The following is an 18,934-nucleotide window of genomic DNA, read 5'->3' as shown; positions in this document are numbered from 1 at the left end:
GCCGGATTCCAGGACTCCGGGCCTCCTCCACCGGTCCACATGCGCCGCGGAGGGGATTGGGGTGATCCTCGAATGAGAGAACGCACCGCGCCAGGTATGCCGACGATGTTCGAACCGTCCGTTCAATCGGACTCGTTCACTGACGTTCACCGTCGTTTACCAGCTTCTTACGAGACGGAGGCCGCCGCCATGCAGCCAGCGATCACCGTGGGCCTCGACGGCTCACCCGAGAGCCTTGCCGCCGCCCGCTGGGCGGCCGACGAGGCGGAGAAGCGCAAGCTCACTCTGCGCCTGCTGCACGCCTGGCCGCTGCTGGCGCCGGAAGCGGCCCGCGTCCCCTCGGAAGTCGATCAGAACTACTGGGCGAAGCGCCTCGTCCACACCGCCCAGACGGAGCTGCAGGCACGCCACCCGGGCCTGTCCGTCATCGGGAGCCTGGTCGCCGACGACGCCCAGAACGCCTTGCTCCAGGTAGCGTCGGAGTCCGAGATGATCGTGCTCGGTTCTCGGGGGCTGGAGCCCGTGCAGAGTTACGTCCTGGGCGACATCAGCATGCCGGTGGTGGCACGGGCCGAGCGGCCGGTCGTACTGGTCCGTGCCGAGAGCCGGGAGACGGGGGCACCTCCGGCACCCGAGAAAGGCGTGGTCGTGGCCCTGAACCTGCACGGATCCTCCGACGGCCTGCTCGACTTCGCGTTCCGCACCGCCGCGGCCAGAGGGGTTCCCCTGCTGGCCGTTCACGGCCGAAGCGTGCCGCTCCACGCACGTGTGCCCTGGGGTGTGGATCACAACGTCACCGAAGAGATCACGCGGGACGTGCACAAGCAGCTGAGCGAGGCGCTCCGCCCCTGGCGCGAGAAGTACCCGCAGGTGGACGTGGCCGACAGCATCCGTCTCGGGAGTCCCGCCAAGGGCGTTGTGCAGGCCGCTGAAGGCGCCGCACTGCTGGTCGTCGGCCGGCGGGCACACCGGCACGGCATGGCGCCCCATCTGGGCCCGGTCGCCCACGCCGCCATCCACCACGGGCGCTGTCCCGTCGCGGTGGCCCCCCATGACTGAGCCCGGCCACCAGGGGCCATCGCCCCCGCGCGCGGAGGTGTGCGAGACGCACACCGCGATCGTGTTCTTCGCCGGCAACCGCGCCTACAAGGTCAAGAAGCCGGTGGACCTGGGGTTCCTGGACTACACCACGCTGCCGACGCGCCGGACCGCGTGCGAACGCGAAGTCGCTCTCAACCGCCGTTTCGCTCCCGACGTCTATCTGGGTCTGGGTGAATTCAGCAGCCCGGACGCCGAAGCACCCGAACCCCTCGTGGTGATGCGCCGCATGCCCGCGGACAGGCGTCTCTCCCGCCTGGTACGAGAAGGGGCCGTCCTGGACGACGTCCTGCGGAACGTCGCCCGGCACCTCGCCGCATGGCACGCGGACGCGCCCCGCGGCCCGGACGTGGACGAGCAGGGCACGCGGGACGCCCTGTCGTCGCGGTGGGAGGCCAGCTTCGCGCAGATCCACGCGCTGGCCGACGACGGCTCCGTGCCCGAGGGGATGACGGAGACGGAACAGCTGGTGCGCCGCTATCTCGCAGGCCGCGAGCGGTTGTTCGCGTCCCGTATCGAGCAAGGGCGGGTGGTCGACGGCCACGGAGACCTCCTCGCCGAGGACGTCTTCTGCCTCGACGACGGCCCCCGCATCCTGGACTGCCTGGAGTTCGACGACCGGCTGCGCTACGTCGACGGCCTGGACGACGCCGCCTTCCTCGCCATGGACCTGGAACAGCTCGGCGCCTCGGAGGCCGCCGCCTACTTCCTCGCGCAGTACAGCGAGTACTCCGGTGATCCCGCTCCCGCGTCGCTGTGGCACCACTATGTCGCCTACCGCGCGTTCGTCCGTGCCAAGGTCTCCCTGATCCAGGCCCGCCAGGGCGCTCCGGGCGCGGAGGCGGCGTCGCGAAGGCTGGTCTCGACGACACTGCGCCACCTGCGCACCTCCGCCGTCGGCCTGACCGTCGTCGGCGGGCTGCCGGGCAGCGGGAAGTCCACCCTCTCCGGTGCGCTGGCCGACCGGCTGGGGGTCACCCTGCTCAGCAGCGACCGCGTCCGCAAGGAACTGGCGGGCATTCCCGCGGAACAGTCCGCGGCGGCCGGCTACGGCGAAGGGCTGTACGCACCCGAGTGGACCGCCAGAACCTACGCCACCCTCCTCGACCGGGCGGCCGCCCTGCTGTACGCCGGTGAGTCCGTCGTTCTGGACGCCACATGGTCCAACCCGGCCCAGCGTGAAGCGGCACGGCGCGTGGCCGACCGCACCAGCGCCGACCTGGTGGCCCTGCGCTGTCATGTTCCGGATGGCGTGTCAGCGGCCCGACTGAGCACGCGCCACTCCGGCCCGTCCGACGCCGACCTCGACATCGCCACCGCCATGGCGGCCAGAGAAGCTGCGTGGCCCGAGGCCGTCGCCCTCGACACCAGTGGCACGTTGGATTCCGCGGTGGCGCGGGCGCTGGCAGCCGTACGTCCCTGGGGCACCGGCCAGGCCCCAGTCTTCCGCCGTCCCTACATGGATCCGGACTGACGGGAGACGCACGACGCCCCGGCGGTCCGTGTTGCCGGGGTGTTCCGCCGGGGAGACCGTGGAGGTGGGGGAGCGAGGGAGTGGGCACTGTGCGAGCGCTCGTCTATCACGGCCCGGGGCACATCTCCTGGGACGCCGTCCCGGATCCCGCGATCGAGGCGGCGACCGATGCCATCGTGCGCGTCGACGCCACCACCGTCTGCGGCACCGATCTGCACATCCTGCGAGGAGACGTCCCCGACGTGAAGCCGGGGACGGTTCTCGGTCACGAGGCCGTGGGCGAGGTCATGGAGGTCGGCCGTGATGTCCACGGTCTGCACTCCGGGCACCAGGTGATCGTGTCGTCCGTCTCGTCCTGCGGCCGCTGTCAGGCGTGCCGGGACACCATGCGTGGGCAATGCGGCGGGGGCGGTGGCTGGATCCTGGGAAACCAGATCAACGGAACCCAGGCAGAGTTCGTGCGGGTCCCCTTCGCCGACCACTCCACCCACCGACGGCCTCCCGCGATCCCGCTCGACGACGCTCTCCTGCTCGCCGAGGTCCTCCCCACCGCCTACGAGGTCGGGGTACGGAACGGGCATGTCGGCCCTGGAGACACCGTCGTCGTGGTGGGCGCAGGTCCCGTCGGTCTCGCCACGGTGGTCGTCGCACGGCTCTACTCACCCCGCCGGATCATCGCGGTGGACCTGTCCCACGCCCGGCTGGAAGCCGCCGCCCGCGTGGCCGATGCCGCCGAAGTGCCGGGGAAGATGATCGCCGAGCTGTCCGAGGGACCGGGCGCCGAGGTCGCCATCGAGGCATCGGGCGAACCGGATGGCTTCGTTCTCTGCACCCAGGCCGTCAGGGCGGGAGGGCACATCGCCAATATCGGGACGCATGGCAGACCGGTCACGCTGCACCTGGAGTCCCTGTGGCGGAAGAACGTGACGATCAGTACCGGCCAGGTGGACACGTCCTCCACACCGTGGCTGCTGGAGCTGCTGAGGTTCGGACGCCTGCCCGTCTCCCGGTTGGTCACCCACACCTACGGCCTCGACCGCGTGGAGCACGCCTACGAGGTGTTCTCGCAGGGCACCACCACAGGCGCCCTCAAGGTCGTGCTTCACCGGCAGTGAGAGCAGCCCTGGAGCAGGAGCCCGAACGGACCGGCCGGTCTATCGGACGCAGTGCCGGGAGGAGAACCGATGCACCGGGAAACCATCCACAAGCACACCACATCGGTCGTCCCAACACCGTCTCGCCGACTACGACCGAGCCTGCTCGGCCTTTACCTGGGCACAGGCGCGCACCGAATTGGCCGGACTGCCCGGCGGCGGCCTCAACATGGCCCACGAGGCGGTCGACCTGCACGCGGCGTCCGCCCACGCCGACAAGGTCGCCCCGCGCTGCGCGGCCCGGGACGACTCCGTCTCCACCGTCACTTACGCGGAACTGGCCCGGCGTACGGCGCGTTTCGCTCACGTTTTGCGCTCACTCGGCGTTGGCCGCGGCGACCGGGTGTTCACCCTGCTCGGCCGCTGCCCCGAGCTGTACACCACGGTGCTGGGCACGCTGAAGAACACCAGCGTGCTCTGCCCGCTCTTCTCCGCCTTCGGCCCCGACCCCGTTGAGCAGCGCTTGCGTCTCGGTGACGCGAGGATCCTGGTCACCACCGCGGCCCTCTACCGGCGCAAGGTCGCCGAGCACCGCGCATCGCTTCCGGGACTGGAACTCGTCCTGATCGTGGGACCCGGCGCCGAGGACCTGCCGGGCACCGCCTCCTTCGACGCCCTGATGGCCGCCGCTCCGGACACCTTCACCATCCCGCCGACCTCCCTCGACGACATGGCCCTGTTGCACTTCACCAGCGGCACCACTGGCACCCCCAAGGGCGCCGTCCACGTCCACGATGCCGTCGTCGCCCACTACGCCACCGCCGCGTACGCCCTCGACCTGCACCCCGAGGACGTGTACTGGTGCACCGCCGATCCCGGCTGGGTCACCGGCATGTCGTACGGGATCATCGCCCCGCTCGTCCACGGCGTGACGGTAGTCGTCGACGAGGGCGACTACGATGCCCGCCGCTGGTACCGGATCCTGGGCGAACAGCGGGTCAGTGTCTGGTACACCGCTCCCACGGCCCTGCGGATGCTGATGCGCGCCACACCGCGCCAGGGCCCGTACGACCTGCCGCGCTCCTACGACCTGTCGGCCCTGCGCTTCATCGCTTCCGTCGGCGAGCCCCTCAACCCGGAGGCTGTCCTGTAGGACCACGGGCGCCGGACGGCAGCTCGCCGCCCAGCACTCGCACAGTCTGGAGGGCTGGTACGCACACATCCCCGGAATCCGCGTCCTCGCCCCCGCCACCCTGGAGGACGCACGCCACATGCTGGCCTCGGCGCTCGCCGACCCCGACCCCGACTGATCTTCGAGCACGGAAGCCTCTACAACGTCTCCGATGAGCTCCTCCCGGCCACCGCGCCCATGGACCTGGATCACGCAGCGGTCCGCAGACCCGGCACCGACATCTCCCTGATCACGTACGGAGGTTCGCTGCCCAAGACCCTCGCGGCGGCGGACGAGCTGGCCGCCGCGGGCATCAGCGCCGAAGTGATTCGACCTGCGTACGCTCCGGCCCCTCGACGCCCAGACCATCGCCGCTTCCGTGGCCCGTACCCACCGTGCGGTGGTCGTCGACGAGGCATGGCGGACGGGAAGTTTCGCCGCCGAGGTGTCCGCCCGTATGGCCGAGGAGTCCTTTTACGAACTGGACGCGCCCGTAGAGCGGGTGTGCAGCGCGCAGGTGCCCATGCCCTACGCCCGGCAGCTGGAAGAGGCCGCCCTGCCGCAGACCGCCGACATCGTCGCGGCCGCCCACCGGGCGGTGGACTGATCATGGCCCAGTTCGCCATGCCGTCCCTCGGCGCCGACATGGACGAGGGCACGCTCCTGGAGTGGCTGGTGGGACCCGGAGACCTCGTACACAGAGGCGATCCGGTCGCGGTCGTCGAAACCGCGAAGTCGACCATCGAGGTGGAGTGCTTCGAAACCGGAACCATGGCCGAGCTGCTCGTCGAGCCCGGCACGACGGTGCCGGTGGGCACACCACTCGCGCTGATCGGGGCGACGGTGAAGAAACCCGAGCACCCGGAAGGAGAGGGGAAGCCGCACAGAACCCGCAAACCACGCAAGGTCCGTGGACCCGAGGGCCCCACGGAGACCGAGAAGGCGGAGAAGGCGGAGAAGCGACGAGCGGCCCGTCGCGCACCGAAGAAGGGCGCGCTGGCTTTGTACACGAGTAGCGACGTCGTTTTGACGCGACATTGGGAGTCGCACGCTCGCGCGAATAGGCGGTGTTCACGAGAACGGGAGGCACCTCGCGGGCCCTCCCGCCGACGGGTGGAGGTACGCGTCGGTTGGGCCGCGCGCCGGTCAGCGCGCCCCGCCGGGCTTCGGCGTCTTGGTGGTGCGGGACCGGGCGGCCAGGCCGCCCTGGGGATTCTTGGTGTCGACTGCGCTGCACCCGACTGCAGGGTTGTTCAGACCAAGCCTGCACATCCCACGGCGTCGGCACGGTGTCACACGCGGTGCCGACGCCGTGGCATCCCGCCCGGTCCGGACATGCCCCGCATCTGCGAGGGCGTGGGTTGTTGTTGCCAGGTCTGACCGGGCAACCAAAACCTCCGCAACCTCACAAGTGATCGGTCTTGGGCTTACTAGGGGCGGGGCACAGCGTCGAAGATCACGGTCATGTCGGCCGTGTAGAGCCCGTTTCGGGTGTCGAGCGGGCGTGCGGCGATGATCGTCATGTCGGCTTGGGTTCCGGGAGTGGAAGTCGCGTCGTCCACGACCTCTTGAGGGGTTGCGGTCAGCGTCACGCCATTGAACGCGGTGGTCAGTGCGATGGCGTCGGTCCCGTTGTAGAGAGAGGCGGGTCCTCCTTCGATGTAGGCGTGGATGCTGCCTGCCGTTCGGGCCTGGATGGCGCCGGCTTCGTCCTGGGTGCGGGCCAATTCGACGCGGCCGTTGGGGGAGGCGGTGTCGATGAGGCCGGGGAGATCGGCGGCGAGACTTGCGGCGAGGTCGCCGGGCTCCCGGCCCAGAGATTCGGCGGCCTGAGCGAGCCGGTCCTCCCCGATGGCCCGGGTGATCTGATCGGCGGTCACGGGCTCGTTGGGTCCGGAGCTGATCCAGGACCGCAGCTGCGGTTCCAGACCGGCGTCCGAGAGGCCCTTCACCGAGATCGACACGGTTGTCGGCGTCGCCACGCCGTCGTTCACAGGATCGGTCATGCGGGGATCTTTCCCGCCCAGGCAAGATCAAACGCAAGGTGGATCTGACCTCTGCAAGGTCCACTGCTACGAGACAGCCCCAGCAGGCCCAAGTGCTGTCGAGCCTCGTGAATATTTCGGCCAGGCTGCGACTCCCGAACCGATGTCGAAGTGCTGCCCGTCCTCGTGAACAAAGCCAGCGCGCCCACCAAGCTCCCGTCCACGCCTCCCGAACCCGCCAGGGGCCGGGCCCTGGTGCCGTCCACCGCTCGACAGCGCGGCCACACGGAGGCTGGCCCCCTGGCCCGGCACTTGGCGGAGCAAAGCAGCGTCGACCTGGAGACGCTGCACGGCTCCGGACCCGGCGGCCGGGTCACCCGAACCGACGTCGAGGAAGCGGCGGCCGCCGGGGCCACCACCCGACAACCGCGCGTGCGGGCCACGCCCCTCGCCCGGCGGCTCGCCGCCGAAGTGGGCGTCGACCTGGCCACCGTGCAGGGGACGGGCAGGGACTCGGCCGTCCGCGCTGCGGACGTACGCCAGGCGGCCCCCGGTCCGTCGACTCCGCTTCCGCTCGCCTCTGCGGACGCCGTCGCGGTGCGCCCTTCCGCTGAACGTCCTTCTGTCGTACACGTGCCCGATGATCGGGGGGCGGGCGTGCGCCGCGCGATCTCTGGCCTGATGAGCCGCCCCAACCGGGACATTCCCCACTACTACCTCTCCACGACCGTGGACCTGGCCGCCGCGATGGACTGGCTGCACGAGCACAATCGGCGCAGCCCGATCGGCGAACGGTTGCTTCCCGCCGCCCTGCTGCTCAAGGCGGCGGCCCTGGCGGCCCGGGACGTCCCCGAGCTCAACGGTTCCTGGACCGAAGACACTTCTCGGCCGGCGAGGGCGTACATCTGGGCGTGGCCGTGTCGCTGCGCGGTGGAGGGCTCGTCGCCCCCGCACTCCACCACGCCGACACCCTGGCACTCCCGCAGTTGATGATGGCCCTGAAGGACCTGGTCACCCGGGCCCGTACGGGCAGACTGCGGGGCTCCGAGGTGTCGGACGCCACGATCACGGTCACCAACCTCGGAGACCAGGGCATGGAGGCCGTGTTCGGAGTGATCTACCCGCCGCAGGTGGCTCTCGTCGGTTTCGGACGGGTGGTCGACCGGCCGTGCGCCGTCTCCGGCATGCTGGGCGTGCGGCCCGTCGTCGCTGCGACCCTCTCGGCCGACCACCGGGCGACCGACGGCGCCCGCTACCTCACGGCGGTCGCTCGCCTCCTGCAGAACCCGGAGCAGCTGTGAACATCAACCGAACCGACGCACTGGACATGGTGAGGGAATCGATCTCCCAGGTCATCCCTGGCGCCGGCATCGCCGCCCTCGGGCCCGACGAAGCGTTCCGTGACGCGCTGGAGATGGACTCCCTGGACTTCCTGAGTTTCGTCGAGGTGCTCAGCGAACGCTCCGGCGTCCGCATCGAGGACGAGGACACGCCCCAGTTGGCCACGCTGTCCGGCAGTGCGGACTTTCTTGTCGCCCGCACGGGGTGAGGCGCGCTCCGTGGACGTGAGGGTTCAGACCGCTTCGGTGCCGTCGACGACGCCAACCACGTCGTCGATGTCCCGTACCGAGGCGAACAGTTCGCACACACCACCCATGGTCGGCCCGAGCGCCTCCATCGCCAGCAGCTGCTTGATCAGAGCATGGCGGCGCACAGGCCACCTGGTGCTGGAGCGGGGTCCTCTGGCGCGGAGCCGCCGCGGCCCGTGGCATTTCGTTGGGCCCGTACCGCTCCGCCCGGCCCGTGCCCGTTCCGCCGACAAGCCGCGCCGTGAGGTGTTCAGGGCGGGGAGCACATCACCGGCGGTGAGTTCCCCTACCGGAGGACGTGGCGCGGAACCGGACGTGGCGTCGAACGCCGTTTCCGCTCCTCCGCCTGGTACCAGCGGGTCCAGGCCGGTGCGCATCATCCGAACCCGCACGGCGTCGAGGCCCTCGGTTCCGGCGGGGCCGGGCGGGCGCGGAGGGCCTTGCGTGAGACTCCATCACGGACTCCAGTGAGTTCGGTGGCCGTCCGGCCGATGTGCCGCCCCCGACCGGCAGCGCCCTCATCGTGGAACGGGCCGTCCGGCGCCACCCGGGCCGTACGGGGCATGGGATGGCGCCGTTCGGCGTCTCACACCGGAACCGTGATGACGGGGCAGCGGGCGTGGTGCAACACTCCCTGGCTCACCGAGCCCAGCAGCATGCCCGTGAAACCTCCGTGCCCGCGGGTTCCCACGACCAGGCCCAGCGCGTGTTCCGAGGCTTCCGTCAGTACCCGCACGGGGTGGCCGAGGACGACCTCGTGGTGCAGCTCCACTCCCGGGTACCTCGCGGTCCGGCCCGCGACCGTCTCGGACAGCACCCGGCGGCATTCCCGCACCGCTGCGTCCTCGTCCAGGACACCGAGGAGCGGCGGATGCCACACGTACAGGGCCCTGAGGTTCGCCCCGCGCAGAGCCGCCGCCTCGAACGCCACATCCACCGCCGCCGCCGCGTGCGGACTGCCGTCGACGCCGACGACGAAGTACGCGGGCTCCTGGGTGATGTGCTCCGGCTCCGGAACGACGACGACCGGGCAGGGAGCGTGGGCGGAGAGCGGCAGCACCACGGAGGCGGAGGTGAACATTTCGCGCCGGGTACTCAGATGCCAGGAACCCACCACGACCAGCGAGGCGTTCCGCGCCTCGTCCCGCAGAACCCACGCGGGCTCTCCTTCCGCCAGCATCGTCGACACCTCCACCGTCGGGCGCCGGGACTCGACGAAGGCGACCGCCTCCTTGAGTGCCTCGGCACCCGCTTCGTGCAGAGTCCGGTTCCACTCCTCCCAGGACGGCCGTACCTTGCCAGAGCGGTATCCACCCGTCGGTACGCCCTGGGCGTGGACGAGCCGCACTGGCAGGCCACGGCGATCCGCCTCGTCTGCGGCCCAGGCGATTGCCAGCCGCTTCGAGGGGTCGGGGTCGACACCCACGACGATCGGCTCACGCCCGTGCGCACCGCTCATGGCGCCTCCAGCAGATTCCCGTGCCGCCGTCCTTTCACTGTCTTCCAGCGTGACCCCAGCCGACGGCAGTCGCCACGTCACGGCCTCGCGGGGGCTGATCTGGCGGTTCACGGCTTTGTGGTGAGCAGGGGGGTGAGGCGGGCGACACCCTGGGCCTCGGCGATGGCGATGCGCACGGCGAGGTCGGTGCGGTCCGGCAGGAACTCGTGCAGGGGTGGGTCGACGAGCCGGATGGTGACCGGCAGGCCGTCCAGCGCCCTCCAGGCGCGGGCGCCGGCCGGGCAGGGGGCGAGAACCGGCGATCTCGTCTGCCCGTGGTCACGGCCCCGGCCACACCTGCCACGCGGGCTCACCGGAGAGCAAACCACCGAGCAGGACCGGGTCGCCGGTGTCAGCGGCCACGGGGCTGTCGGGTGCTCGCGGTTGGCTCCCGCCTGGTGCGCTGATCGGCGAGAGTCGGCCCTGTGCAGGCGTGTGGCCGTCGAGCGCGGCAAGCCTCGCCCGGCAATTGCCCAGACAGTGGACGCCAGCATCGCGTCCTTGAGCCGAGCTGGTCCAACACCGCCGGATCCCCGTAGTGGCTCGGCTCAGTCATGGGGGACGACAGCGACAGGGCAGCGCGCGTGGTGGACGGCGGCCTGGGCGACCGGGCCCAGGTGCGGTCCCAGGTCGGGGTGGTGCTTGCGTCGGCCGACGACCAGCAGTCCGGCGCCCTCGGCGGCTCCTACGACGGCCCTGGCCGGACTCTCGAGCCGGATGGTGTGGGCGACGTTCACGCCCGGAAACTTCTCGCGCCAAGGGCGGAGCGCCTGGTTCAGGTCCTTCTGCACGCCCTGGACGATCTCCTGGGTCACGGTGTGGTCCACACCCCAGGGGGTGTAAGCGTGGAGCGGCGTGCTGCGGCCATGGACGGCGCGGAGGGGCAGGCTGCGTGCCGCGGCGGTGGTGAAGGCGAACTCTAGGAGTTCGTCGTAGGAGGCGTGCAGTTTCAGTGCCACCACTACGCCGCCTGTCGCACCTGGTTCGGACGCCGAGGGCCCTTCCGTACGCCCCTCGGCACGAACCAGGACCACTGGCCGCTCGGCGCGCCCCACGACGATCATGCTGATGTCGCCGAGGAAGTAGCTCTCCACGGGAGTCAGGCCCCGCGAACCGAGCACGAGCATTGCGGACTCCGACGCCGCTCGGATCAGCGCGTCCTGGGCGTCGTCGGCGACCAGGTTGCCGACGACGGTGAGGCCCGGGTATCGCGCCTGGAGTTCCGTCTGGGCGTTGTGCACGAGCCGCTTCGCCCAGTAGTTGTGGTCCAGTTCAGCAGGGGCGTGGGCGGGTTCCGGCACCAGCAGGGGCCACGCATGCAGCAGACGCAGGGTGAGTTTGCGCCGCTGGGCTTCTTCTGCGGCCCAATGCGCAGCGGCGAGGCTCTCGGGTGAGCCGTCCAGTCCCACGGTGAGGACTCGTTCCATGGCGACTACCTCCGTCTGGTACGAAGCTGGAAGGACAGTGAGTGTGGCCGTCGTCCGGACTACTCCCGTCCCCGCGCGTCGGCGGCCGCGTGGCCGTGCAGGCCGGCCGCGGGGCGTGGTCACCGCAGCACATGCACATTTGTGCGGCGCGTGAGCACGGTGCTTCTCCCCTGAGGAGTACCCCAGATCTCCTCGCGGCGCATGTAGTTGCGGAAGCGGCGGCTTAACGGACGGACGTGAAGTCCGGCATGAGGAGGAGGCGGAAGCAATGGCGGTTCCCCTGGTGGTCGGCATCGACGGGTCCGAGGCGAGTCTTGAGGCCGTGGACTGGGCCGCGGGTGAGGCAGTCCGACACGACGTGCCGCTCCATCTCCTGCACGCGGCCCCGGCTGACCACGACGCGTCGGACCTGGTCGCCGCCGCCTCGGAGCGAGCCAGGAAGAGTGCTCCTGCGGTACGGCTGTCGAGTGAGGTGCTGTCCGAAGACGCGGCGTCAGCGCTCCTCAGCGATGGGCGCAACGCCCTCGCTCTGGTACTCGGGTCCAGAGGGCTCGGAGGTCTCGCCGGCCTGCTCCTCGGTTCGGTCAGCCTGGCTGTGGCGGCCCATGCCGACTGCCCGGTCGTCGTGGTGCGCGGCGGGGAGGAGCCCCGGCACGGCCGGTTGGGGTGCGTCGTCGTCGGGGTCGAGGACGGGGAAGGCAGCGGTACGGCCGTGGAGTTCGCTTTCCGCGAGGCCCAGCTGCGGCGCTGTCCGCTCCTGGCGGTGCACGCCTGGAGTGTCCCGGTCGGTAACCCCGGGCCTCCGGGCCTGTCCGGCTACGCCCTCCGAGCCCTCGATCGCCCGCCTGCCCAGGTGCTCGCCGACGCCTTGCGTGGCCCCGAGCAGCGGTATCCGGACGTGACGGTGAGGAGCGAGGTGGTCGAGGGCGCGGCACGACAGGCGCTCCTGAATGCCGCGTCCGGTGCCGATCTGCTCGTCGTCGGAGCCCGGAGACGACACGGGCACGTCGGTTTGCAGCTGGGCTTGGTCAACCATGCAGTGCTACATCACGCGCCATGTCCGATCGTGGTCGTGCCGCAGATATGACCAGGTAGGGCCCGGATGAGCCCCATGGTCCGTCGGCGAGGCCCTTTGGCCCTGCCGCCCCTCACGGGGTGCCGCATTGCCCGACTTCACTGCGAGCCCCTCGGTTCAGCCGGAGCGGTGGACTCGCCGGTGAGGTGGGGCTCGACGTCCACGACGCCCTCCACGGCACGCACGAGGCGCACGGCGACCGAGATGAGCGAGGTGTCCTGGATGTGTCCGCGGAGGGTGACGACTCCCTCGTGCACGTTCACGTGGATGGCGTGGCTGAAGGCCGGGAAGAGGTAGGACACCACCGTGCGGCGAACCTCCTCCTCGATGTCCTCGTCCGGCCGCAGGAAGACCTTCAGCAGATCGGCACGGCTGACGATGCCCCGGAGCATGCCGATGTCGTCGACCACGGGCAGACGCTTGACATGGCGGACGGCCATGATCCTTGCCGCTTGGGCCAGGGTGACGCCGGGGTGGACTGTGATGGCGGGGGTGCTCATGAGTTCCTCCGCCGTGGCTGCTCCGGCCTTGGCGATGTCGGACAGTCGCCGGCGTTGCTCGGAGAGGCTCGGGTCGCTGTCATGGAACTCCTCCTTGGGCAGCAGGTCGGCTTCGGAGACGACCCCGATGACGCGGCCTTCGCCCTCAAGGACGGGCATGGCACTGACTTTCCACTGCTCCATGGTCCGGACGATCTCTTTGAAAGGCGCCTCGCGGCCGACGGCCACGACCGTCTGAGTCATCACATCGCTCACGATGTGCGGGGTCTGCGGCACTTCGAAGCACCTCGTCTCGCCTTGTCAGGGGACCTCGCCCGCGCCGTGAGGCGCGTACAGGTCGAGCAGTCGCACCCGGGTGGACCGGAGCCGGCGCGCGAGCACGCCGGAGACATAAGTGCATAGTTCGTGATCCAGCGCCGGGTCCTTCGCGCACAGGTCACGAACCGCCGCCGCGTCGAACTCGTAGGCACGTACCGGGCTGCTGGCCTCGGCACCCAGGTGCCATTGATGGGGCGGGACCAGCCAGGACCAGCCCAGCATTTTTCCGGCGTCGAGGGTCTCGACGACCACTGCCCGGCGGCCGGGCACGTGAAGGTCGAGAGCGACCGTGCCCGTGCGAATGATCCAGAATCGGTCGGCCTTGCTGCCCTCGTTGAAGATGCGCTCGCCTGCCGCGAACGACACCTCACGAGCGAGCAACATGAGCTGCTCGCGGTGCTCCTTGGTCATGGCGCCGAAAACGCCGGTCCTCGCAACCACGATGGCCGTCCCTTCTCCGCGACCTCGAAACGGAGCCGGGCTCCTGTCCGGTCACGGACGTCTCAGCACGCGGCCAATGCGAAAGCCATGGCGGGGCGTGGGACCCAGCGGCGACTTGCTCCCGGCCGCATGACTCCACCATCGCCGCAAACCGGCGCGGCGCAACCTGGGCGGAGGCACTCCGAGAGTCGAAGCGTGTGTCGCGGTGGGCCCAGGGCGGTGCGACCGTGTTCACGGGGCCCTCACGGCGGCTGGGCAGCACAGCGTCCTCCAGCACGGAGCCGCAAGTGGAATCGATGTCGAGGTCGTGAAACGGCCCACCATCAAGGGATTCCGGCCCCAGCCCAAACGCTGGGTGATCGAGCGAACATTCGACCGGCTGATGAAAACGTCTGGATGCCACGCGGCGCGTCCGTCATTGCCCTTGTCCGCCGCGACGACGTCAACCACGCCGGAGGGAGAATTGCCTCTATGGGCCTCCGTCCTGGCTGACTCCAGTCGTGGGCCGGGGGCTCCGCGGCCCTCGCCCGTATTGCGAGATCGCCTGGCTGCCACCCGCCCCATAGGTGTCTCCGCCCGGTGAACCCGGGCAGCGGCGCCACCAGGGAGGGCCGAACGGTCCTCGCCGGGAACCGCCCGGCCCAAGCGGGCAAGGCGCCGACCGCGCGACAGTGACAACAACTCGGCCACCACCTCGTGGAGCACAGGGCGCGGAGCAAGGCATGAACAGCAAGCGAGTCGACGTGGCGGCCCTGTCCGCCGACGCCACCGATCTTGCCCCCGCCCGGAACCACCGGATCAGCGCCGAGCCGGCTGCCGCCTGACCAGGCGGCCGGCCTGCGCGCCGGAGCTGCGGAGGCACCCCATGGACCGCCGGACGAGGAGCACGACCGCCAACCCGCTCAGGCGGGGCGCCGACCGCACCCGAACCCGCCTGCACGTCGCCTTCGCCGTGGCCTGCGCGCTGGCCGTGGTCTGCGGCGTCATGATCGGCCAGAGCGTGTGGAACCACGGCAGCGGCGCGGCCGAGGAGATCGCCCGCCACCGGCACACCGCGATGGCCACCACGACCGCCGGGACCCGCTACGTCGCGTCGTCCGGCGTGAGCGGCCTCCCGGTCACCGTGGCGGCCGCCACCTGGCACTATCCGGCGAACCGAGCCCACACGCAGACCGTCCCCGTGCCGGACGGCACGCGCAAGGGCGACGCCGTCCGTGTGTGGCTCGACGACAACGGCGACGCGGCGGCCGCCCCGCCCGCAACCGTGGACATCGCCGCGAGCGCCATCGGATACGGCACAGGAGCGCTGTGCGGGATCGTCCTCGCGGCCGGCGCCGTGGTCTTCGTGCGCCTGCGAATCGTCGACGCGCACAGCATCAAGGCGTGGGAGGCCGAGTGGGCGGACATCGAACCGCTGTGGTCCGGCCGCCTGCGACCCGGCCGGGGAGCCGGCGATGACTGAGGCCGCCACCGGCACGAAGACGGGGCCCGAGATCACGCTCGGCCCCTTGGAGCCCCTGCCCGTCCTCCGCCGGGACCTGCACACCGGGCCGCTGGGTCTGTCCAGCCGGGAGGCGGCGCGCCGCTTGGCCGTGTACGGGCGCTCGCCTTCACCGCGGCACTCGTCTACGGCCCTCCGCTCCAGCACCTCTTCGGTACCTCGGCCCTCCCCGTGGACGTCGTCCTCCTCATCGCGACCTTCCCGCTCCTGGTGTGGGGAACCGACGAGTTCCGCCGCTGGATCCGCCGCCACCGCACCTGAACGCAAGGGAGGAAGTCATGGGCGACGGGTTGGCGATCGAGCTGTCCGGTCTCACCAAGAAGTACGGACCGGTCGTGGGAATCGACGGGTTGGACCTGACGGTGCGGCCCGGTGAGGTGTTCGGCTTCCTGGGCCCCAACGGGGCTGGGAAGACGACCACACTGCGGTGCTTGAGCGGACTCGTCCGCCCCAGTGCGGGCCGGGTACGGGTGCTCGGGCTCGACCCGATCGCGGATCATCGGCGGCTGGCACCGCAGCTCGGCTACCTGCCGGGCGAGCTGCGCTTCTATCCCGAACTTTCCGGGACGCAGACACTGGACCTGCTTTCTTCGCTGCAGGGTGCGCCTGTGGCCCGGCGAGCCGAGCTGTGCGACCTGCTGGGGCTGACGCCCGCCATCGTCGCCCGCCCCGTGGGCAGTTACTCACGTGGGATGAAACAGAAGCTCGGGCTGGTGCAGGCGCTGCAGCACGATCCCAGGCTCGTGATCCTCGACGAACCGACCGAGGGGCTGGACCCGCTCGTACAGGAAACGTTCTTCATGCTCCTGAACGAAGCGGCGGCCGCCGGCCGCACGGTCCTGCTGTCCAGTCATGTGCTGCCGGAAGTGCAGCGGAGCTGCGGCCGGGTGGCCATCGTGCGGGACGGGCGGCTGGTGACGGTCGAGAGCGTGGCGAGCCTGCGCGAGGCGCGTGCCCGGCGGATCCGGCTGTCCTTCGCCGACGGGGCGGGTTCCCGGCCGCTGGGAGCGGCCGACCGGTGGGGCCCGCTCTGGCAGGGCGACAGAGTGGAGCTGCTCGTTCCTCCGAGCGAGGTGGTGGGCGCGCTGCGCGGACTCCTGGAGCTGGCGGTGGCCGACATCCGGGTGGAGGAGGCAGGGCTCGACGAGGCGTTCCTGGACCTCTACCGGAGCCAGGGGACTCACTACCGGGAACAGGGGACGAAGGAGAAGCCATGAGAGGCCGGTGGCCACTACTGTGGCTCGCGCTCTACCGTCGGCGCACCATGCTGATCGCCCTGCTGATCGGAATGATCGCTTTCGAGGCCCTGATCGTGGTGGTCGCCGACACGATCACCCCCCAGGATCTGTTCTCCGCGGGAGGCAAGGGCCCGCCGTCGGCCTACCGTGCGTTCAGCGGATCGAGCGGCGGGGTGTCCATCGCCAGTTATCCGGGGCTGCTCGGCGCCGGGCTCGTCCACCCGTTCTGGATCGCCTTGCAGCTGACCGCGATCGGTTCTCTCGCGGCGGCCGCCGTCGCCGCCGACGTGGAGTCCGGAACGATGGAGCTGATCATGGTCCGGCCAATCAGCCGCACCAGGCTGCTGGCGGAGCGGACGGCGGCCGTGCTGCTCGCCGCCCTGGCGCTGAACGCGGCGGCGACGTTCACGATCGCGGTGGGAGTGGTCCTGTCACCGGACATCCACCACGCCGTGCCGCTGCGCGGGGTGTTCGCGGCGGGGGTCATGGGCTGTGGACTGGCCCTCTGCCTGATCGGGCCGGCGCTGGCCGTCTCGGCGGCGGGACGGCGGCGCGCCCAGGTGCTCGGAACGGTCATCGCGGTTGGAGCGGCCGGCTTCGCGATCAACTTCATCGCTCTGGCATGGACGCCGGCCCGGCCCCTGAGGTTCGCCAGCCCCTTCCACTACTACACGCCGGGCGACGCCCTGGCGGACGGCACCGTGCCGTGGGTCTCGTTCCTCGTTCTGGCCGGCACGGGGCTGTTGGGCATCCTCGTCGCTCATCTGGCGCTCCTGCGCCGGGACTTCACACCCTGAATGCTGCTGATCCGGAGCGCTGTTGACCGAAGACGGCGCGCGGCTTCGGCGCGCTGTGCGGCGTTCGTGCCCGTGGCCTCAGTGGTGCGCGACGACGGCGACCGGTGAGGTGGCGTGGTGCATCACCGCGTGGGTGATGGCGCCGACGCGCGCGCCGACGGCCGAGTGGCGAATGCGCCGGCCGACCACGACGAGGGAGGCGCCGGCGGCCGCGTCCAGGATCTGGACGGCGGGCTGACCGATGAGGACGCGTGCTTCTGTCGCGAGCCGAGGGTACTTCTCCTTCCACGGCCCGAGGAGTCCGGAGAGCTGTCTGGAAAGCGCGTTCCCGACTTCCTGCTCGACCCCGGGATTGATGACGGGGGCACGGGCGAACACCAGCGGCGAGGTCCAGGCGTGGATGACGGTCAGGGGGCAGCCGCGCCGGTCGGCTTCCTCGAAGGCGAAGGCGAACAGTGATGCGCAGTCGCTGCGGACGTCCACGCCGAGGACGACCGACTCCACGTGCCCCGGGGAGTCGCCCGCAGAGGTGGTGGGCGCGGTCGGCCGCACCAGGACGACCGGCATTTCGGCCGTTCGGACGGTGGCTGACCCCACCTGGCCGACGAGGAAGCCGGTAAGGAAACGCAAGCCGCGTGCTCCGAGCACGAGCATGTCGGCGTCCGTGGCGGCGGTGGTGAGAACCTCAGCCGCCCGCTGTCCGTCGATGCGGTGGGTGACGACTTCGAGGGCGGGGTGTTCGAGCAGGATCCGCTCCCGGGTCCGGCTCAGGAGGTCGTCGGCCCACCGCCGGCGTACCGCGGGAGAAGGCACGGCGAAGGACGCCTCGTCCGGCCAGTCGTCGACATGAACGACGTCCAGGCGGGCGGTATGCAGTTCGGCTTCACGGGCGGCCCAGTCGACGGCGGCCAGGCTCGCGTCCGACCCGTCAAGACCGGCCACGATGCGGTTCGACATGGTTCTGCTCCTTGTGACGGTGGTTGGCAAGGGCGGTGCGCCCTCGATCCGGGAGGAATTCGTCCTCCACGGCTACGACGCCGTGCACGTTCCGGCAGAGCCGGACTGTGATGCTGAGGAGCCTCACGGCGGGCCTCCCGTCACACGGGCAGGGTGATGGTGAACTCGGCCTTGACATCGATGACTCCCGGCACGGTATGAGCGGCCCGTACGACCGCTTCCTCAAGCAGGGGGCCCGGAAGGGTTCCGTGCAGATGGACGACGCCTTCCGCCACGTGGACGCGGACCTCGGCCGAGCCGTGACCGAGCGGAATGAGCTGGTGCATGATCAGCTCGCGGAGTTCGGCAGCGATGTCGGCATCAGGCCGGAGGTACACCTTCAGGAGGTCGGCGCGACTGACCATGCCGACCAGCCGGCCGCCCGTGTCGACCACGGGCAGGCGCTTGAGGTGGCCACGGGCCATCAGGCGGGCTGCGCCGGCGATCGTGGCGTCCTTCGTCACGGTTACCGCCGGGTGCGTCATCAACTGCTCCGCAGTGGCATCGCGGGGTGTGCCGTCCCCCTGCGCAGTGGGCAGCAGGTCTGCCTCGGAGACCACGCCGGCCACCCGCCTGTCCTCGGCGATCACGGGGAGGGCGCTGACGTCCCACATGCGCAGGGCCTCGGCAATGTCCTTGAAGGCGGTGAGCCGGTCGACGGAGATGACGGCGTGCGTCATGACGTCGTCCACGGTGCGCAGGTACTTCATGTCTTCCTCCGGTGGGGGACGG

22 protein-coding genes and 2 pseudogenes are annotated in these 18,934 nt (G+C 70.4%); 15 read left to right on the top strand and 9 right to left on the bottom strand.

Annotated elements, in window-relative coordinates:
* The first annotated feature begins 189 nt into the window (after positions 1-189).
* The 8 genes and pseudogenes from OG522_RS04925 (at position 190) to OG522_RS04895 (ending at position 6,217) form a co-directional block, all read left to right on the top strand.
* Positions 190-1,059 (top strand): universal stress protein, encoded by an 870-nt coding sequence (locus OG522_RS04925; protein WP_329461684.1) that lies wholly within the window; start codon positions 190-192, stop codon positions 1,057-1,059.
* Positions 1,052-2,572: a bifunctional aminoglycoside phosphotransferase/ATP-binding protein gene (locus OG522_RS04920; RefSeq protein ID WP_329461683.1), complete on the top strand. Its 1,521-nt coding sequence runs from the start codon at positions 1,052-1,054 to the stop codon at positions 2,570-2,572. Before OG522_RS04925 ends, OG522_RS04920 begins: the two co-directional genes overlap by 8 nt.
* Before the next feature lie 89 nt (positions 2,573-2,661).
* Positions 2,662-3,687 (top strand): alcohol dehydrogenase catalytic domain-containing protein, encoded by a 1,026-nt coding sequence (locus OG522_RS04915; RefSeq protein WP_329467491.1) that lies wholly within the window; start codon positions 2,662-2,664, stop codon positions 3,685-3,687.
* Between the two features lie 178 nt (positions 3,688-3,865).
* Positions 3,866-4,819 (top strand): AMP-binding protein, encoded by a 954-nt coding sequence (locus tag OG522_RS04910; RefSeq protein WP_329461682.1) that lies wholly within the window; start codon positions 3,866-3,868, stop codon positions 4,817-4,819.
* Positions 4,809-4,976 (top strand): hypothetical protein, encoded by a 168-nt coding sequence (locus tag OG522_RS04905; RefSeq protein WP_329467490.1) that lies wholly within the window; start codon positions 4,809-4,811, stop codon positions 4,974-4,976. The genes OG522_RS04910 and OG522_RS04905 overlap by 11 nt, the downstream gene beginning before the upstream one ends.
* 59 nt (positions 4,977-5,035) lie before the next feature.
* Positions 5,036-5,113 (top strand): annotated as a pseudogene (locus OG522_RS41195) (hypothetical protein); the annotation flags it as partial.
* 58 nt (positions 5,114-5,171) lie between these two features.
* On the top strand, positions 5,172-5,444 hold the full coding sequence (locus OG522_RS04900; protein WP_329467489.1) for a transketolase C-terminal domain-containing protein: 273 nt from the start codon (positions 5,172-5,174) through the stop codon (positions 5,442-5,444).
* Between the two features lie 2 nt (positions 5,445-5,446).
* Positions 5,447-6,217 carry a biotin/lipoyl-containing protein gene (locus tag OG522_RS04895; RefSeq protein ID WP_329461681.1) on the top strand — a complete coding sequence of 257 codons (771 nt, stop codon included), beginning with the start codon at positions 5,447-5,449 and terminating at the stop codon, positions 6,215-6,217.
* 50 nt (positions 6,218-6,267) lie between these two features.
* On the opposite strand, the gene OG522_RS04890 is transcribed toward OG522_RS04895, so the two are convergent.
* Entirely contained in the window at positions 6,268-6,843 is a 576-nt protein-coding gene (locus tag OG522_RS04890) for a YidB family protein (RefSeq protein WP_329461680.1), read from the bottom strand.
* A 165-nt stretch (positions 6,844-7,008) separates the two neighbouring features.
* Between OG522_RS04890 and OG522_RS04885 the strand changes: the two genes are divergently transcribed.
* The 3 genes from OG522_RS04885 to OG522_RS04875 are packed head-to-tail and all read left to right on the top strand — an operon-like array spanning position 7,009 to position 8,371.
* Positions 7,009-7,812, top strand: a complete 804-nt coding sequence (locus OG522_RS04885; RefSeq protein ID WP_329461679.1) for an E3 binding domain-containing protein — start codon at positions 7,009-7,011, stop codon at positions 7,810-7,812.
* Positions 7,734-8,123 carry a 2-oxo acid dehydrogenase subunit E2 gene (locus OG522_RS04880; protein WP_329461678.1) on the top strand — a complete coding sequence of 130 codons (390 nt, stop codon included), beginning with the start codon at positions 7,734-7,736 and terminating at the stop codon, positions 8,121-8,123. The genes OG522_RS04885 and OG522_RS04880 overlap by 79 nt, the downstream gene beginning before the upstream one ends.
* The gene (locus OG522_RS04875; RefSeq protein ID WP_329461677.1) at positions 8,120-8,371 is read left to right on the top strand and encodes an acyl carrier protein; all 252 of its coding nucleotides are present in this window, start codon (positions 8,120-8,122) and stop codon (positions 8,369-8,371) included. Before OG522_RS04880 ends, OG522_RS04875 begins: the two co-directional genes overlap by 4 nt.
* A 24-nt stretch (positions 8,372-8,395) precedes the next feature.
* Here OG522_RS04875 and OG522_RS04870 read toward each other — a convergent pair whose 3' ends face one another.
* The 4 genes from OG522_RS04870 to OG522_RS04855 form a co-directional block, all read right to left on the bottom strand.
* A complete protein-coding gene (locus OG522_RS04870; RefSeq protein WP_329461676.1) occupies positions 8,396-8,536 on the bottom strand; it encodes a hypothetical protein in 141 nt (46 codons plus the stop codon).
* Between the two features lie 461 nt (positions 8,537-8,997).
* Entirely contained in the window at positions 8,998-9,870 is an 873-nt protein-coding gene (locus OG522_RS04865) for a universal stress protein (protein ID WP_329461675.1), read from the bottom strand.
* Between the two features lie 107 nt (positions 9,871-9,977).
* A complete protein-coding gene (locus tag OG522_RS04860; RefSeq protein WP_329461674.1) occupies positions 9,978-10,223 on the bottom strand; it encodes a hypothetical protein in 246 nt (81 codons plus the stop codon).
* Positions 10,224-10,457: 234 nt separating this feature from the next.
* A complete protein-coding gene (locus tag OG522_RS04855) occupies positions 10,458-11,336 on the bottom strand; it encodes a universal stress protein (protein WP_329461673.1) in 879 nt (292 codons plus the stop codon).
* A gap of 268 nt (positions 11,337-11,604) precedes the next feature.
* Between OG522_RS04855 and OG522_RS04850 the strand changes: the two genes are divergently transcribed.
* Positions 11,605-12,423 carry a universal stress protein gene (locus OG522_RS04850; protein WP_329461672.1) on the top strand — a complete coding sequence of 273 codons (819 nt, stop codon included), beginning with the start codon at positions 11,605-11,607 and terminating at the stop codon, positions 12,421-12,423.
* A gap of 86 nt (positions 12,424-12,509) precedes the next feature.
* Here OG522_RS04850 and OG522_RS04845 read toward each other — a convergent pair whose 3' ends face one another.
* Together OG522_RS04845 and OG522_RS04840 are read right to left on the bottom strand one after the other, a co-directional pair.
* A complete protein-coding gene (locus tag OG522_RS04845; protein WP_329461671.1) occupies positions 12,510-13,187 on the bottom strand; it encodes a CBS domain-containing protein in 678 nt (225 codons plus the stop codon).
* Between the two features lie 24 nt (positions 13,188-13,211).
* Positions 13,212-13,640, bottom strand: a complete 429-nt coding sequence (locus OG522_RS04840) for a cyclic nucleotide-binding domain-containing protein (protein WP_329467488.1) — start codon at positions 13,638-13,640, stop codon at positions 13,212-13,214.
* Positions 13,641-14,535: 895 nt separating this feature from the next.
* Between OG522_RS04840 and OG522_RS04835 the strand changes: the two genes are divergently transcribed.
* From OG522_RS04835 to OG522_RS04825, 3 genes and pseudogenes are all read left to right on the top strand, one after another.
* Positions 14,536-15,132: an Rv1733c family protein gene (locus tag OG522_RS04835; protein ID WP_329461670.1), complete on the top strand. Its 597-nt coding sequence runs from the start codon at positions 14,536-14,538 to the stop codon at positions 15,130-15,132.
* A 395-nt stretch (positions 15,133-15,527) separates the two neighbouring features.
* A pseudogene (locus OG522_RS04830) lies at positions 15,528-16,388 on the top strand (ABC transporter ATP-binding protein); the annotation flags it as partial.
* Positions 16,385-17,206, top strand: coding sequence for a hypothetical protein (locus OG522_RS04825; RefSeq protein WP_329461668.1), 822 nt, complete (start codon positions 16,385-16,387; stop codon positions 17,204-17,206). The pseudogene OG522_RS04830 and the gene OG522_RS04825, both read left to right, overlap by 4 nt.
* Before the next feature lie 78 nt (positions 17,207-17,284).
* Here OG522_RS04825 and OG522_RS04820 read toward each other — a convergent pair whose 3' ends face one another.
* Together OG522_RS04820 and OG522_RS04815 are read right to left on the bottom strand one after the other, a co-directional pair.
* Positions 17,285-18,163: a universal stress protein gene (locus OG522_RS04820; RefSeq protein WP_329461667.1), complete on the bottom strand. Its 879-nt coding sequence runs from the start codon at positions 18,161-18,163 to the stop codon at positions 17,285-17,287.
* 140 nt (positions 18,164-18,303) lie between these two features.
* Positions 18,304-18,912, bottom strand: a complete 609-nt coding sequence (locus tag OG522_RS04815) for a CBS domain-containing protein (protein WP_329461666.1) — start codon at positions 18,910-18,912, stop codon at positions 18,304-18,306.
* Positions 18,913-18,934 lie beyond the last annotated feature (22 nt).

Origin of the sequence: Streptomyces sp. NBC_01431, from assembly GCF_036231355.1 — a bacterium.
Taxonomy (GTDB): Bacteria; Actinomycetota; Actinomycetes; order Streptomycetales; family Streptomycetaceae; genus Streptomyces.
Note: the sequence above shows the minus strand (reverse complement) of the source record. Positions and strands in the feature narration are given on the sequence as shown.

Coding starts and splice junctions, on each gene's coding strand:
- OG522_RS04850 (WP_329461672.1), top strand. CDS start 11,605: ATGGCGGTTCCCCTGGTGGTCGGCATCGACGGGTCCGAGGCGAGTCTT.
- OG522_RS04895 (WP_329461681.1), top strand. CDS start 5,447: ATGGCCCAGTTCGCCATGCCGTCCCTCGGCGCCGACATGGACGAGGGC.
- OG522_RS04815 (WP_329461666.1), bottom strand. CDS start 18,912: ATGAAGTACCTGCGCACCGTGGACGACGTCATGACGCACGCCGTCATC.
- OG522_RS04835 (WP_329461670.1), top strand. CDS start 14,536: ATGGACCGCCGGACGAGGAGCACGACCGCCAACCCGCTCAGGCGGGGC.
- OG522_RS04920 (WP_329461683.1), top strand. CDS start 1,052: ATGACTGAGCCCGGCCACCAGGGGCCATCGCCCCCGCGCGCGGAGGTG.
- OG522_RS04890 (WP_329461680.1), bottom strand. CDS start 6,843: ATGACCGATCCTGTGAACGACGGCGTGGCGACGCCGACAACCGTGTCG.
- OG522_RS04820 (WP_329461667.1), bottom strand. CDS start 18,163: ATGTCGAACCGCATCGTGGCCGGTCTTGACGGGTCGGACGCGAGCCTG.
- OG522_RS04825 (WP_329461668.1), top strand. CDS start 16,385: ATGAGAGGCCGGTGGCCACTACTGTGGCTCGCGCTCTACCGTCGGCGC.
- OG522_RS04855 (WP_329461673.1), bottom strand. CDS start 11,336: ATGGAACGAGTCCTCACCGTGGGACTGGACGGCTCACCCGAGAGCCTC.
- OG522_RS04925 (WP_329461684.1), top strand. CDS start 190: ATGCAGCCAGCGATCACCGTGGGCCTCGACGGCTCACCCGAGAGCCTT.
- OG522_RS04865 (WP_329461675.1), bottom strand. CDS start 9,870: ATGAGCGGTGCGCACGGGCGTGAGCCGATCGTCGTGGGTGTCGACCCC.
- OG522_RS04840 (WP_329467488.1), bottom strand. CDS start 13,640: ATGACCAAGGAGCACCGCGAGCAGCTCATGTTGCTCGCTCGTGAGGTG.